Source organism: Sphingomonas olei, assembly GCF_045369765.1.
Taxonomy (GTDB): domain Bacteria; phylum Pseudomonadota; class Alphaproteobacteria; order Sphingomonadales; family Sphingomonadaceae; genus Sphingomonas; species Sphingomonas panaciterrae.
In genome coordinates this window covers 77,444-92,543 of sequence record NZ_JBIQEU010000011.1, presented here as the reverse complement: position 1 = coordinate 92,543, position 15,100 = coordinate 77,444, and the positions used below count along the sequence as shown (strand labels likewise).

Here is a 15,100-nt window from a genome sequence, read left to right as displayed (position 1 = left end):
CGCCTTGCGCGAGGTGCTCGACGCTGCCCTTCGCCGCCTGTCGCCCAAGTCCGACATGGCCAAAGCCATCGCCTATGGCACCAAACGCTGGCCGGCGCTGTGCCGCTTCCTGGGTGACGGGCGTCTGGAGATCGACAACAACATCGCGGAGCGGGCCCTGCGCGGCGTCGCCGTGGGAAGGCGCAACTGGCTGTTCGCGGGTTCGCGCGCAGGCGGCGAGCGAGCCGCCGCCATCTACACCGTCATCCAGACCTGCAAGGCCAACGGCGTCGACCCGCAGGCCTATATCGCCGATGTCATCGCCAGGGTCGCCGGCGACTGGCCCGCCACCCGCTGGGACGAGCTGATGCCGTGGAACTGGGTGCCCCAGACAGATCAGCCAACAGCCCAAGCCGCATAAACTGCGGTCCTCACGCCACGCTTACCTCAGAAGGTGCCAACGAACGTTGGTTTCTGGCCTGGTGGCGCGGTGATGTACGTCAAGCGTTAAGGGGCAGGACCGATTTGGCCGCTATGGAAACACCTGCACCCGGAGGCGAGCTCACTCCCCGAAACTCGTAGCGCTTCCTCGTCTGACGAAGCCGGTGCCCTTGCGAATGTGTAGCTAGAAGCGGGGCATGGAGCGTCAATGCGAAAGAATTGCACCATTTTCTTACGTTGCGGGGCGCAGTCAATGGAAGCTCGCAAGCCCTTCTATGCCCTCTACGTAGCGGTCCCACTTCCTGTCGAAGTGGACATCTACCGATTCGTCACTGAAGGTCCGCTTCCGGGTGACGGCCCAGCAGGACCGTACGTCCGGGTATGGGCGCTTAGCTGCCGATCACTCTTGGGCGAAAAGGCCCCCTGCCCCTGCGATGACCTCGAATCCACGACGACCGTTGTTCATCGAATGTTCCGCCCACAGGTCGCCTACCAATCAGCAGGTTCGATACGGCTACACCCGATTTGGGGAGGGTGTGGGTAAGCGGATCGGTCGCGCGGCGCCACCACGTCGTCGGTCATCGAGTCGCCCCATCGCCCGACGCCTTAGCGCAGTTCGTGGTGCACGCCGACCGCTGCACGGTGGATCACGATGAGCGCGGCGTCGGCGAAGGGATCGGCCACGCGTGAACGGTTGTGGGTTCAGCGCCCGGCGCGCCGGTCGATGCTAAAATCCGGTCTGGGACGCCTTCGGGCCCCACCGGGGTGGGGCTTCCGGATGGAGCCTCCCCCCGAAGGCCTCGTCCGTCGGACCAGCCAACCGGGGAGCGTCCGAGGTCGTGCCGACGCCCGGACGCGAGCCCGCGCACTTCACCCGGGGAGGCGTCGCCACGCTTCACCCGCGCGTGAAGATCCAACCCCGGTCGCGGTGTACCACTGGCCAAGACCAGCGCCACTTGCCTTTCCAACCGTGGCGAGGGCACCTGTCGGCATGCAGGAACTACTCGAGCAGATCCAGGTCGAAGGCGTTCACGATGGCATCTTCGACGTCGCCACCCGGCGTGGCGCTGACACGCCGGGGCATCCCTCCAGATGGAAGACCTACTACAGGTCCTCGACATTCCCCGATCTCGGGGTCCTGCTCGCCCATGAGGATGCCGAGACGAGCATCGAGACGCTGCGCGCCAGGCTGGACGAGGAGGCCGACAACTACCGGCGCCTCCTGGACGTGGGCTTCGACGTGCCCGCCACCGCCGGGCGCAGCGTCGAGGTCGTCGACCATCTCGCCGGCGGGAGACGGGCCGCCGCCCTGATCGTCGAGCACGTCGCAGGGAGCGGACCCTACAAGGCGCGGACAGACGTCCGCCGGATCGCTCGCGTCGTCATGGAGCAGGAGGCGTCCCTGACGAAGCGGTTCACGGAGGCGTGGGCGGGGCTCAGGGTCGCCGCAGCCCGCAAGGCGCCTCAGGACCTGCAGGTGATGCTCGGGGACGACGGTCGCATCGTGACCATCGATCCCGAGAAGGTCGGACCGGGCGTGGCGCTCAACGATCTGACGTGAGCCGCCGGCCGCGCCACTACGGAGCCGAACGCAGGACCATCACCGGTCGCGACCGCTCGTCGCCGACCGGCGTAGCGTCCCCTGAGGCCCGGCATCACTACGCTCAAGGCCGCATCCGCGGGCCGCCCGTCGTTCGCCAGAGCCAGGGGTCAGTTGTTGCGGACGATCCAGAACAGCACGAACCTGCCGCCGTAGGTCTTGGGCGTGTAGCTCGACTCCAGCCTCAGCGCCCCGGTGTAGCGCGTGTCGCCGGGTAGCGTGGGTCCGCCACCGCAAAGGGGCGCGTAGGCCGGGGGAGCGCTGGCGGCGCTGCGCTTGACCGCGGAGTTGAGGAGCAGAAGCTTGGGCGCGACGCTGACCGGTCCCGACGGCCGGTCGACCCCGAAGACCGTCACGATGTGCCCGGAGGAGTAGGTGTTCCCGTCGATCTTGCTGAACGACGTCATCACCGGCGTCTGCGACAGCAGGAAAGCGACGCTGCCCGACAGCGTCCCGGCGTTGGAGATGCCGGTCAGCGCCGCGGCCTTCTCGGCCAGGGCCTCGAACGTCGGATACTCCACGCGGTTCAGCCGGTAGTTGTTGGACGTGAGGCGCAGCACCGCCCTCTGCCAGACGGCGTGGTTGTAGGCCGATTCCCCGGGCTTGATCTCCGCGTTGATCGCTGCGCGCACCGCGGCCTCGGCGGACCGGACCTCGGCGACCGTCTGCAAGGTGAAGCCCGGCACGTTCGCGCGAGCGAGGGCGAAGCCCAGCGAATAGGACTGGCAGGTGTCCGTGTAGCCCTGCGGGATCGGGGAGGTCACCACGTCGAGGGACTGCGCGGCGACGGGCGTGGACGGCAGGCCGAGACCCGCGAAAGCACAGACGAAAATCCCGATCCTCTTCATTGCTCAACCCTCCAGCGCAAAGCGTAGCCAAGCAGTCGAGGTCGCCAGCCCAAGTCGAAACAAAGTCGCCGTCGCCTAGATCCGCGCGCGAATTTCCTTTCGCAACAGAATAGTTGCGGGGAGAACTGGAGCGTGTCAATCTCGCCGAGTCCAGCGGGGGTTCAACTTGGGGACCCCGGACCTGTGGCGCGTCTGGGAGCCATCGCACTTGATCGCCATGACGGGCGGCAGGCGGGAAACCGCGGCCGCGGGCGACCGGGTGCGTTGAACGGAGGGGGCACTTGGATAGACTCTCCAATCTTCTCCTGTCGCACATCGCGACAGACGAGAGACCGCAACTGTTCGCCTTCGGGTCGATCTCGCGACGCAACTTCCTGCGCGCCGGCGGAATGGCCACGACCGCCGCCCTCACGGCGGGGTGCTCGCCAGGCCGGGATCCCGTCCTGCGCCGAGTCGCGGACGGCGTGGAGGTCGCCTTCGGCGGGGCGACCTGGATGCTCGATCCGGGCGCCTTCGCACCGGGCGCGAGGGTCACCGCCTCGAGAGTCGCGGACGGTTTCGCCGTCCGGCTGCTCGGGGCGCGGCTCGCCGGAACGGACCTCCGGGTCGACCTGACCGCCGAAGTGGCGAAGCCGGCCGAAGCGTGGATCGTCAGGCTGCACGCCCCGCATCTGGGACTGCGCGGATCGCTGCCGCTTGAAGCATGGCTGGCGGGAACACCGGTGGAGCGCGCCATCGCTCCCCACGCGTTCCGACTCGGGGCCGCGACGGCCCGCCTCGGAGCGGGGTCGCTCGCCGTGAACTCGAGGTCGGGGCTGAGCCTCACCACTACGGGTCCGCTCCGCCTAGACGGCACCGTGCGGGCGGAGGCGGAGGGGCTGGCGCTGAGCGGCCGATCCCCCGCCGCGCGGGCCACCTCGCTCTCCGCCCTGCTGTCCCGCGAGCCGACCGCCTCGACCGAGCTGCTGCTTGACGCCCCCCGACCACTTGATCTCCCGCCGCTCAGCCTCCCGGGCGGCGGGTATCCGCGGTTGCGGCTCCTCGACCTGCAGGCGGTGCGGGCCGACCTGTTCGACTCGGCGCGGGGCGCCGGTGGGGCGTTCCTGCTCGAAGGCGCGTCGCGGCTGTCGCACGGCCGGCGCGACCGCAGGCTCGCGATGGAGTTGGAGAGGACAGCGATGTTCGCCGTGCCCGGTCAGGCGAGCCTCGCGGGACGCCTGGCCTCGGGACAGCGCCTGATGCTGGGCGGCACGTCGGCCCGGCTCGCACCGTCGGGCGGCGTCGTCGTGGCCCACCACATACGCGGACGGACGCCGGAGGTGACCGGTTCGGCCGACGTGGACCATCTCTGGCTGCCCGGCGCGGCGGGCGAGGTCACCACCGTCGACCTTGGCGCCGCGCCGGTGACCGTCCCCATCGGCTCGGGCGTTGCGCCCGCGATCCTCGACGGAGGGGATCCGGGGCCGGCCGCTGCCGGAGGCACGGGAATGACCGTCGAGGAGACGATCGCGGCGTGCGTGGACGACCCGGACCCGGACTGCGCTGCGGCCGCCATCGCGGTGGCCGAGGGGGGCGCACCCGGCAAGCGCACCCCCGTACTCGTGGCAACCCGCGAGAAGGGCAGGTTCTTCTTCGGCGCGGACACGATCAACTCGCTGCCGCTCGACGACGCGAAGCTCTCGCTTCGACGCGGGAGCGACATGCTCAACTTGACCATGTCCTTCGAGGGCTACGACGTCCTGTTCGACTCCGACCGGCCCCGCATAAAGCGGAGGAACGCCGGACCCGCCCGGATCGTCGTCGAACTGCCACCGCAGCACATCTGGGAGACCGTGCACGAGCAGCCGCAGGGATGCCCGGCGATGCCCGCGCAGAGCCAGGCGCGCATGTCGAAGCCATCGCGGCTGGCGTTCGATTCCACGGGGCCGGAGTGGAAGGAGCGCGCCCTCGACATCGACCTCCTCCTCGACTGGAGAGGTCTGACGCCGATCGTCGACAAGCGCGCGAGCGCCAGGGCGGCGGACGGCGTGGACGAGCAGCTCGCCCTGTTCGGCATCGACAAAGGCATGACTCTCTCGCAGCTCTTCGACCGCGTGGCGGCCGAGTTCCAGCCGCCCGGCGAGGCCAAGACCTCGCTCGAGATCGCGTCGCGGCTGTCGTTCTCGCCAGCGGAGACCGGGCGGTGGCTCAAGCAGGAACGCGGAAGCACACCGGCCAATCCGCTCGAACCCAACCGGCTCGACGCCTTCGAGCCACTCTGGAACGTCCGGCTGGACCAGACCGGACGGAGGACGGTGCGTGCGCTCTGGTCGTCCTACATGATCGCCGGACGGCTTCCCCACCACGTGGTGGCACCCGACGACGAGCTCGCAATCGCGGCCACCGTCGCGCTCACCCCCAAGAACCACTGGGACATCCTCTCGCAGAACTCCGTGTTCGGACTGCCAGCGCTGCGCAGCATCGTCCCGGAAGGCAAGAACGAGTTCGACCTCGCGGCGGGAAGGGTCCCGCGCGCCAACGTCGTGCGCCCGATACCTGAGCCGACCTATCTCCGCGAGGCCGACCGGCTCGCCTGCAAGGCCCCCGGGACGCCGAAGGACTGCGCCGAGCGCAAGGACACCGGCATCGCGATCGCCATGCCGTTCGACGATGCGGACATCACCCTCACGAGCCTGGGGGCCATCGTCACCGCGCGCTGGGAGGGCGAGCCCCCGCACCTGCGCCCGGACCCGGAATACGCCGACGCGGACCTCAAGGCCAAGCTGCCGCGCGGAGTGAGTCTGGAGCAGCTGGTGCTGCAGGAATGGCTCGGCCGCGACATCCGCGTCGTCGCCTTCGTGAAGGGATACCTCTACCCGCTCGGCATGCGCGCCGCCTACGTGACGGTGGCCGAGCGCCGCTTCTACCTCGACCCCAGCGGCAAGGTGACCTCCTACGAGGTGCTCCGGCGCTTCATCCGGTGCCGACCCACGCCGAAGCGCTTCCCCGCCCTGAACCAGCCCTTCGACGGGCGCGACTTTCCAACCGAGCGGGTCGTGATGCGGACGCTGGACACGCCCGACCTAGCTCCACCCGACGACTCCGTCGGCCGAAGGCTGCGCGAACTCGAGGGCGACGAGGCCGCGATCGAGGCGGAGGGCGCGTTCTGGCCTCGCGTCCTCGTTGACGGCGCGACGCGGGAGTTCAGGTTCCAGTGGGCGACGGACAGTGCCGAGTCCGTCCAGGGGCCCCTACTCTTCGTCGCGTCCGAGCACACCGGCCGCGAACGCCGGATGCGGGCGCTCGCGCGCTACTACCGTGAACGGGACGCCGAGCTGCGGAGCTTCAAGCTGAACGGCGCGCGGCACCGCTACGCGCCCGAGGAGCGCGACGGCGAGGCGCGGTTCGACACGGACAGCTGGACCCTGTCGGTCCGCGGCCAGCTGTTCGGCGCCGAGGCGAAGGACGAGAGCTTCACGATCGACGCGCGCATGAACGGGGCCGACCAGCCGCCCTTCTACCCGGTCGTCGAGAGCGGCCAGGTCACGGTGCAGAGCGTGGACACGCTGTCCGGCCGCCCGCAAGGCCTCATCACCGTCGCGTTCGAGGAGCGCTACGTAAGGCACGGGTTCGACAAGGAGGAGAACAAGTCCGAGGTCTACCTCCGCGTCCTCGCCCCGGCGATCGCCTTCGACGTGCAGAAGAGGGCGGACCTCACTGGCGGCGCGTCCGGCGCGAGCAGCTACGTCGCCGCGCTTTCCCGGAAAACCGGCGTTCTCGGCGGCCGGCTCGGGAGCTCCGCGCAGTCGCTCGCTGCCCCGGCCAGGGCGGCTCCCGGCTTCGTCATCGACAAGGCCCTGGTGGAGGGCAAGTTCGACCCGAGCGAGTTCTTCGGCTTCAAGGGCGCGAAGCTGCTGGGCCTGATCGAGTTCAAGGACCTAATCCAGGCCGTTTCGATCGACGACGCTCCGAAGCTGCTCGAGACGATCGGATACGGCGCGCTCGAGGGTGCGCTCCCACGGGTGAAGCGGGCCGCGGAACTCGCGCTCGCCGGCACTGGCGAGTTCTTCCGGGTGTTCGACCAACTGGTGGCCGACGCGAACGCGGAGCTCGCCCGGATCTCCCCCGGCACGACGCTGCGCTTCGAGGACCTCTACCCGGACCTCGCCAGGGAGCTAGCCAAGGCCAAGTCGGCATTCGCGACCGAACTCACCGCGATCAAATCCGCCACGAGCCTCGCATCGGTCCCAGGCCCGGCCACCCGGCTCATCGAAGCGACCCAGCCGGTGCTGCGCGAGTTCGACCGCCTAGCGCGCGATCCGCTCCCCCCGGCGGCCGAGGACGTGATCAGGCGCTTCCAGGCCGGGTGGCAGACGCTGCGCGACCTCCTGGCCTCCCCGCGCGAGGCGGTGGTGAAAGCGGCCGAGCGACTGGTCGCCGAAGCGCTCCGCGCGGCGCTCTGCCCGATCCTGGATAGCGACCCTGCCATGGGCAGCGTGCTGTTCGGTTCCACCGGAGCCACATGCGAGGCATTCCTCCGCAATCCGGCCGATGTCCTCGCGAACCGTTCGGAGGCGTTGATCGGCGACGCCCTCGCCAAGCCGCTGGGCGACATGTTGTCCTACCTCGCCGAACGGCGCGCGGCCGGCCTCGGCGACCTCAGGCTCGCCGAGGACGCGGTCCGCCGGAAGGCGTTGGACGCGCTGCAGCAGGCGGCGAACGCGCTCGACCAGAGGCTGGCATCCTACGACGCCGCGAGGCGCGACATACGGACGGCCGCGGTGCGGCTCGCAACCGCTCGGGCGATCGCGAAGGACCTCGCCGCCAAACTGGAGAACGACCTGAAGGCCGGTCTCGCAGGGGTCGCGGAACGGTTCGCGACCAACCTGGCCGACCGCGTGGCGACGGCGCTCGACGTCCTGGCCGACGCGCTCCCGCCCGGGCTCGACCCGCAGACGGGCGCACCCTACCCCGCCGACATCCTAATCGCCGAAGTGAAGTCGCGCGTCGCCAAGGCGGTCGCGGACTTCGCCGCGGACGGCGTGGCCAAGGCGGCCTCGGCGCTGGGCGCGGCGGTGCAGGACGAGGCCGACGCGGCGAAGACCGTCCTCCTGGAGCGGGTGACCGAGACTCTGGGCAGGACCTTGACCGGCCTGCTCGGGACCGTCGACTTCGTCCGGATCGCACGGCTCGGCCGGCAGGCGGCGGGCTGGTGCGACGACGCCGTGACGGTCGCGCATGCGCTCGGCGACGGGGTCAGCGCGAGCGCGACCACCGTCACCACCGAGCTGGACACCTTCCGCTCGGCTGTCGTGGACTTCAAGATAGATCCCAACTGGCCCGCAGCCGCGCGCACCAAGGCGGCCGAACACCGCGAACGCGTGCTCAAGTTCGTCGAGGTGCTCGCCGGGCAGGTCGCCGCCTCGCTCCGGCTTCGCGCGCGTCTGCTCGCGGCCCCGGTCTCGTGCGGCCAGGTCGCAACGGCGCTGGACGCGCTCCAGCTAGTGCTGCGCGCGAGGGTGCCGCTGCTCGGTCACGCGAACCTCATCGTCCGGGACCTGGTCGACCTGCAGGCCGCGGTACCACCCGCGAGCAGGCCCGACGTCGCGCCGCTGGTCCGGGCGCTCGGCGACCTCGTGCGCGGCGCCTCGGGCATCGCCGGCCTCCCCACGGCGGCGGCGCTGCAGGCGCGGGTGCGGACGTTCGCCTCGGGGCTGCCCGCCGCCGAAGCCTACCGGGTGGAGCTCGAGGCGGCGCTCGCGACCGCCCTCGCGACCGCGCGCGATCTGGACAGCCGCCTCAAGGGACAGGCCGAAGCCGCCCGCCTGGCGACCGCCATCCGCGACGCCGCGGTCTTCGCGGAAGGAGCCGAGCGGCGGCTCGTGGCGCTGATCTTCCAATCCGTCGCGCTCGATCCGGCCGCCGTCAACGCGATCGAGACCGCCGCGGCCGAGGCGCTCAGGTCCATCGCGAAGCTGTTGTCGGGCTTCCACCGGTCCCTCGCCAACGCCTTCACGCAGCTCATGACGTTCATCGATCAGCCCGCGGTGCGACCGGTGGTCACCTTCGTCCTCGGCGAGGTGAAGCTCGCCAGCCTGCAGGACAGCATCGCCGAGGTCCTGAAGGACGACGGCCTCCTCGAATCGATCGCGCAGGCGGGCAAGCTGCCGGACATCCTGGCGAGGGCCGAGGCGCTCCGGCTCCGCTGGAGCACGCCCAACCGGCCAGCCCTACTCGTCGCCTTCGGCATCATCGCCCAGCTCCTGGACGACTTCGTCGCAGGCAACCTTGGAAACGCCATCGCCCTGCGGCTGCGCCAGGCGGTCGAGGACTTCGGCCGGCAGTTGCGCGACATGCTCGTGCAGCTCGTCCCTACGCAGCTGTCGACGGACTACGACTGGTCGACCGACCTCGGCGACTACGGCCCCTTCAAGATGCTGCCCCGGCCGGATGGAGAGGCGAAGAAGCCGCACCTGCGCCTGACGGCGAAGGCGAGCGTCGACCTGGTCACCGGCCGGCGGGAGGCGTCGGCCTACGGGGAGTTACAGCCCTTCATGCTGGACCTGCTGCCGGGCTTCCCGATGGCGACGATCCACTTCCATCCGCTCGTCTTCAAGGCCGGTGGCGGGGCGCAGCCGAACTTTGACGTGAGGGTCGCCAAGGTGCAGTTTGGCGCACTGCTGAAGTTCATCGAGGCGCTGAAGGCCTACATGCAGCCCGACGGCAGCGGGTTCTACATGAGGCCGACGGACGGACCCGTGGGGGTCGAGGCGGGCTTCGAGTTCGCGGCGGGACTGATCCAGGTGGGCAGCCTCAGCTTCCTCAACGTCTCGCTGCGCGTCGCCGCACGGCTGTACTTCGACCAGAGCCCGGCGGAGTTCATCTTCAGCTTCGCCTCCGAGGACCGTCCCTTCATCATCTCGAACCCGCCCTACGGCGGCGGCGGATACGCCGAGCTCAAGATCTTCGCGGGCGGGGAGAAGGCGCCGCAGCTGACGCTCTCCTTCATGTTCGGCGGAGCGGCGCAGCTGAAGTTCGGGCCCCTCCAGGCCCAGGGACGGATAATGGCTGGCTTCGGCGTCCGCCGCACCGGCGACGGGACGACGCTATGGGCCGTGTTCGAGGCGGTCGGCGAGGGCTCGATCGCGTGCTTCTCGATCTCGGTCGCCCTGCGTGTCGTCGTCTGGCACTACGCCAACGGGGTCATGCGAGGCGAGACGACCTACCGCTTCAAGTTCAAGGTCGGCTTCGTCAGCTTCAGCTACTCGGTCACCGCCAGCTACCGCATCGCCGGCGGCAGCGGCGGCACCAACCAGACCGCGGCACTGAAGCGGACACCCTTCGCGCTGGCGTGCGACTCGCGCGGGCAGACGTGGAAGCTGAAGGTGGCAACGGCCCGCAAGGACGTCGATTGGTCCGCATACCGGCGGCAGATCGACCACAGCCTCCTGTGAAGGGGTTCGCATGACCGCTCCCGAAGTCCACATCGACGTCCTCGCGATCCCGGACCGGGTCGACGGCGCCGCGCTCAGACTGTGCCTCCAGCTGACCCCGAGCGTGGCGACCTGCCTCGGAGGCCCGGTCCCGCTGGACGCCTGGCCAGCGGCCATCGCCGCACGGGGCGAGGTCAGGATCTGGGCGGCCGACCTCGTCGACGGCGCCCCGCAGAACGTCCGGGCGGTGGGCGTGTTCACCACCGACCTGCCGGCCCTCGCCGCCCTGCGGGGCGCCTCCGGGGGCAGGAGCGTCGGCGATGCCGCCCTGGCGAAGTGGCGCGAGATCTTCCAGGTCCCGGGCTTCGACGCGCTCCATGCGGAGCTGAAGGAGCAGAACGGGGGCGCCGTGGCGCAGTGCGTGGCGGCCGCCAAGCCCGCTGGCGTCGCCTCGATCCAGAGCGCCCTGTTCGACCGCCTCCTTGACGAGGGGCTGCGCCACGCGACGCTCTCCGGCTTCGAGTCCGGCCCTGGCGGCGCCAGCCAGGCGGCGCTTGACGACGTCGTCACGCGCGACAGCTTCCAACTCGCGGCGCAGGCGGACAAGGGGCGCCGGGGGGCGGAAATCGTCGCCGCGCGCCTAATGGACACCGAGAGGCGCCTCTCGTCGGTCCATCAGGAGGTGCTCGGCATCTGCTCGGCCAGGACCGCCGCCAAGCCCGCACTCGCCGCGACAGCGCTGCAGGCGGCCCTCGCCGAGCTGGGCGCGGTCCTCCAGGCCGACCAGCCGCCGGATCCCATGAGCATGCCGCCGGAGGAGCGCGTGCCGGGACCGGGCGAAAGCGCGCTGCGAAAGCTGAACTCGCTCCTCGCCTATCCAACGCTCGCGAAGTATCTCGGCCTGTGCGCCGACCTGCTGCTGCCCGCCGACGCTCTGGGCGCGGGTGACTTCAAGGGGCTGATCGCCGCGGAGATCAAGGCTCCCGGCACCGCCTTCGGCGGACAGCCGGACACCTCGGCCCTCAGCTGGACCGCCGTCGCGATCCGAGTGCCTGCGGGCCGGAAGCGCCGCTGGTTCGGCCCGTGGGACGGTGCCGGCGCCCGGGGGGCGAGCGAGCCGCTCTCACCGCTCGACGCCGACCTCTACCACGACGGACTGCTGAACCTGCGCCAGAGGGTCGGCGGCGAGAAGACCTTCCACCTGGGATCCGGTGACGTCGCGTCGACGATGACGCAGCTCGCCGCGAAGGTCACGGCACCGGGGGATCCCGCGACGCCGTCGGCGGCCATCGAGCGCAGGACGGCGGGCCTCGTGCTGTATCAGGAGAACGCCGCCGAGCGCGTCGCCCTCGAAGGGCGCAGGGAGGCCCGGCAGATCGCGCTGTGCGGCTCGGGCGGCACGACCATCAACTTTGCCGACGAGCTGCGGCACGGCCTGCGCTTCGACGTCCAGCTACTGAAGGCGGTCGGGCCGCGGGAACCGGCGCGATGGCGACCGCTGAACGCCCGGACCGTCCAGTTGAGCCCCACGGACGTCGACCCCGCCTTCCTCGCCGACACGCGGGTCAGGTCGGTCAGCTACCGCGACGACGGGGTGTCAATCACCCCGGTCGCGGAGCATGCCGGGGGCACCAACCCGCTGGTCGTCGCAATGCAGGAACTGATGGTGTGGGGCGGCGGCAGCCTAGCTGTCGCGGCGACCCCCCAGGAGGCCACGATCGATCCCGCCACGGACCTTCCCGTGAGCATCACCTTCGGACTTCCCGCCGCCGCCGGCGGGGGCGCGCGCCTCTTGCCGGCGCCACTCCGCGTCGCGCGCCGCTACGCGCTCCGCGCGCGCGTCGCCCTGCCACTCGGCTGCGGCACCACGTTCGACGACGCGCAGGCGGATCCCGCGGGCGACGCGGAGACGCTCCCGCAGGATCCCGGCAGCGAGCAGGGATACCTCTTCAGGCGCTACGAGAAGGTCGGCGCACCGGTCGTGGCGCTGCACTGGGCGAGCCCGCTGGTGAAATCCCCCGAGGGCGGCGCCCCGTCGGAGGGCGGCCGGAGCATCGAGCAGATGGTGGTCACCGAGGACCGCACGAGCGACATTCGCTACGTGCTCCCCCCGCGCCTGTCGCTCGACGAGGCGGAGCAGCAGGGGCAGTTCGACGAACCTCGCTTCGCCACGATGAAGGTGCCCGACGGCGCCTTCGAGGGCGGCTGCCCGATCGTCCTCTATGGGCCCGACGGGCAGTTGCCCGAGGCCCGGGCCGGCGGGATCAGCTGGTTCGACCGCGGCACCGGGAAGGTGGTGGCGGAGGCCGGCGGCCCCGACGCCGAGCGGCTGGCGAAGGCGCAGACGCGTGGAGCGGTTATCGTGATGAGCGACGCCGCGAGGAGGAGCCAGCGCCGGCTCTACGATCGGCCCGACGCGCCGCAGCCCCGCTACTACCCCGACGTCTTCGCGCGGCAGATGATCGCGGCATTCGCGCCCGTGCCGAAGTTCACGCCACCGTCCCCGACGACGGCGGGTGCGGTGAAGCTGCAATTCTGGAAACCCAAGGAGCGTCCACGCGACGCCCGGCCCATGCAGGTGGAGCTGATCCGCGGCAAGGAGGACGCGAAGAGGCCGGTCAGGACATCGCTCGGAAGCGCCGTGCTCGTCACGCCCGACGGCAGGAACGTGGACATCCCCAAGCTCACGGTCACGCTGCAACCGGGGGACAGCGTGGACCTCGAGCTGTTCGCCGACCCGAAGCAGGCGGACTTTCGCGCCGCCCACCACGCGGCGGCCCTCGTCGCCGACCTCGGCGACTACCGCGCCGACGCGGCATGGAGCACGGCGCGCAAGCAACTGTGCAGCGTGAGGACCATCCGCCTCGTGCACGCGGTGAGGAAGCCGTCCGAGCGTCCGCGATTCACGCCATCGGGCACGCAGCCGGTCCTGAAGGCGACCAGCGTCACGGTGGCCCCGGAGGACGCGGACGGGGCCGGCCGCCGCAAATGGAGCGAAATCGTGCGGTCCGGGCGCCTGGAGAGCGAGGAGGGAGGATCGACGACCTTCTTCACCGGCAAGATCTCGCTCCACGGCCGCACCACGGGGCAGGTCCGGTGCGAGACGCGCTGGCGCGACTACGGACCCGCGACGATAAAGCGGGACCCCAACACGGGCCACTGGATCGAGGACGTCCCGCTGCGATACGCCGAGCTTTTCTCGATCGACAACATCGCCTCTCCCCTCCGCACGCTGCCGCTCGACCTCGAGAGGGACGAGGATGGCCACTTCAGGAGTCTCGCCCACGCCTTCCAGGACGGCCGGACGCGGAGACTGCGTCCGAGACTGGTCGCCACGTCGCGCTTCACGAACCATTATGCGCAGCCGATGGCCAGGGAGGGGACGATCGGCGAGGAGGGAACGTTCGAGCGCGCCTCCCACGCGTTCGCCGACGCGCCCGAGATCTGGACGGACTGCACCTTCAGGCCGCCGCCGCCTATCGTCGACCGCGTCCTGCCCATGCTGGGCTGGACCTTCGGCCCCAGCCCGAGCAGCCGACTGCGCTTCGAGCGCCGGTCGTGGCTGAGGCTCTCGCTCGATCCGAGCTGGTATGCCTCGGGCGAGGGCGAGATGCTAGCAATCGTCTTCGACCAGACGCCGCGCGCGCTCTGCGACGAGGACATGCCCGAGCGCCGGCCCTACCGACCTTTCCTCACCCGTTGGGGACGCGACGCGATCAGGCTCACTCGCGCCGTCGAGACGCTCACGAGGGAGCAGATCCATGGCGGCGAGCCTGTCGACGGGCTGACCCTGCACCTCGCGGCGGGCGCGTCGAAGATCGTGCCGCACGAGGTCAAGATCAAGGCATTCAAGCCGGTCCTCGATCCAGTCTTGGGCTTGCACTGCGACATCCGCATCGGACCCGACGTGAACCTCTCTGACACCTATCTGCGCTCGTTCTCACCCTTCGTTCAACTCGGGCTCGCCCGCTATCAGCCGAACGCCTTGCGCGAGCTCAGGCTCTCGCACCCGGTGCAGTGCATGGCGCAACTACTCCCGGACCGGCTCGGCTATGTTGACGTATCGAAGATCGGCTCGCGCAAGATCACGGTCCACGTGGCCGGGCCGGTATTTGGCACAGCCAATGTGAACGGAGGCCCACGCCTGAGCGTGCGCCTGATGCAGAGGCGTGAGCCCGACGAAGGCGCTGCGGGCTGGTTCCCGGTCGAGGGCATCGAGGCGAACAAGCTTGATCAGCAAGTAACGAGCACGGACGACGGACTGCCAGCGTGGAGCATCGAACTGACCCTGCCGGCGTCGCACCTCAACAACCACTATGGCGTGCTCATCGAGGAGCATGAACTTCTTCCGGCCGACAGGCCCGACCTCGTCCAAGGCGCGCCACGCAACGCCGACCCGCTTGCCGACACGGTGATGACCAAGAGAGGTCCGGTGTTCATGGTGACTGTTGACCTGCGTCAGTAGGGGGAGGCGCCGTCCCGCCGCTGTTCGGTCTCGTAGGCGATCACGCCTCGCTTCGTGCGGCCTCAACGCGAGCAGGTTCGATATAGCTACACCGTTTAAGAAGTTTGATGAATTTCAACGATGAGTTCGATCTGGACTCGACTTGTTGCATCTGAGTGCCATTGCCCGACACCAGGACCGCACGGGCGACGAGCCCTCCATGGGACTTAGCCCTTCAAAATCGGGGCGTCAGGTGTCATCACCACTCCATGAAGCCGACGCCGCTGAACTGCAGTCCCGACCTCCCGGCGCCGCATCGATCCCTGCGCGTGGGCTCGCTACCCTCAAGCTCCGACAGCTCCACTTGAAGGGCGAG

Annotated in this window: 5 protein-coding genes; 4 read left to right on the top strand and 1 reads right to left on the bottom strand. The window is 69.9% G+C overall.

Annotated elements, in window-relative coordinates:
• Both ACH0BU_RS12770 and ACH0BU_RS12765 read left to right on the top strand, forming a co-directional pair.
• Window positions 1-400: IS66 family transposase (locus tag ACH0BU_RS12770; protein ID WP_500264133.1), on the top strand; the 400-nt coding region annotated here is incomplete at its 5' end.
• Window positions 401-1,411: 1,011 nt separating this feature from the next.
• Complete coding sequence (locus ACH0BU_RS12765) at window positions 1,412-1,981, top strand: hypothetical protein (protein WP_500264132.1); 570 nt, start codon at window positions 1,412-1,414, stop codon at window positions 1,979-1,981.
• A 149-nt stretch (window positions 1,982-2,130) separates the two neighbouring features.
• Here ACH0BU_RS12765 and ACH0BU_RS12760 read toward each other — a convergent pair whose 3' ends face one another.
• Entirely contained in the window at window positions 2,131-2,868 is a 738-nt protein-coding gene (locus ACH0BU_RS12760; protein ID WP_500264131.1) for a hypothetical protein, read from the bottom strand.
• A 281-nt stretch (window positions 2,869-3,149) separates the two neighbouring features.
• Here ACH0BU_RS12760 and ACH0BU_RS12755 point away from each other — a divergent pair, with 281 nt between their 5' ends.
• Together ACH0BU_RS12755 and ACH0BU_RS12750 are read left to right on the top strand one after the other, a co-directional pair.
• Window positions 3,150-10,301, top strand: coding sequence for a hypothetical protein (locus tag ACH0BU_RS12755; RefSeq protein WP_500264130.1), 7,152 nt, complete (start codon window positions 3,150-3,152; stop codon window positions 10,299-10,301).
• Window positions 10,302-10,311: 10 nt separating this feature from the next.
• Window positions 10,312-14,745 carry a hypothetical protein gene (locus ACH0BU_RS12750; protein ID WP_500264129.1) on the top strand — a complete coding sequence of 1,478 codons (4,434 nt, stop codon included), beginning with the start codon at window positions 10,312-10,314 and terminating at the stop codon, window positions 14,743-14,745.
• Window positions 14,746-15,100 lie beyond the last annotated feature (355 nt).

Excerpts from the sequence above, each read along its gene's own strand:
- ACH0BU_RS12750 (WP_500264129.1), top strand. The coding sequence starts at position 10,312 with ATGACCGCTCCCGAAGTCCACATCGACGTCCTCGCGATCCCGGACCGG.
- ACH0BU_RS12765 (WP_500264132.1), top strand. The coding sequence starts at position 1,412 with ATGCAGGAACTACTCGAGCAGATCCAGGTCGAAGGCGTTCACGATGGC.
- ACH0BU_RS12760 (WP_500264131.1), bottom strand. The coding sequence starts at position 2,868 with ATGAAGAGGATCGGGATTTTCGTCTGTGCTTTCGCGGGTCTCGGCCTG.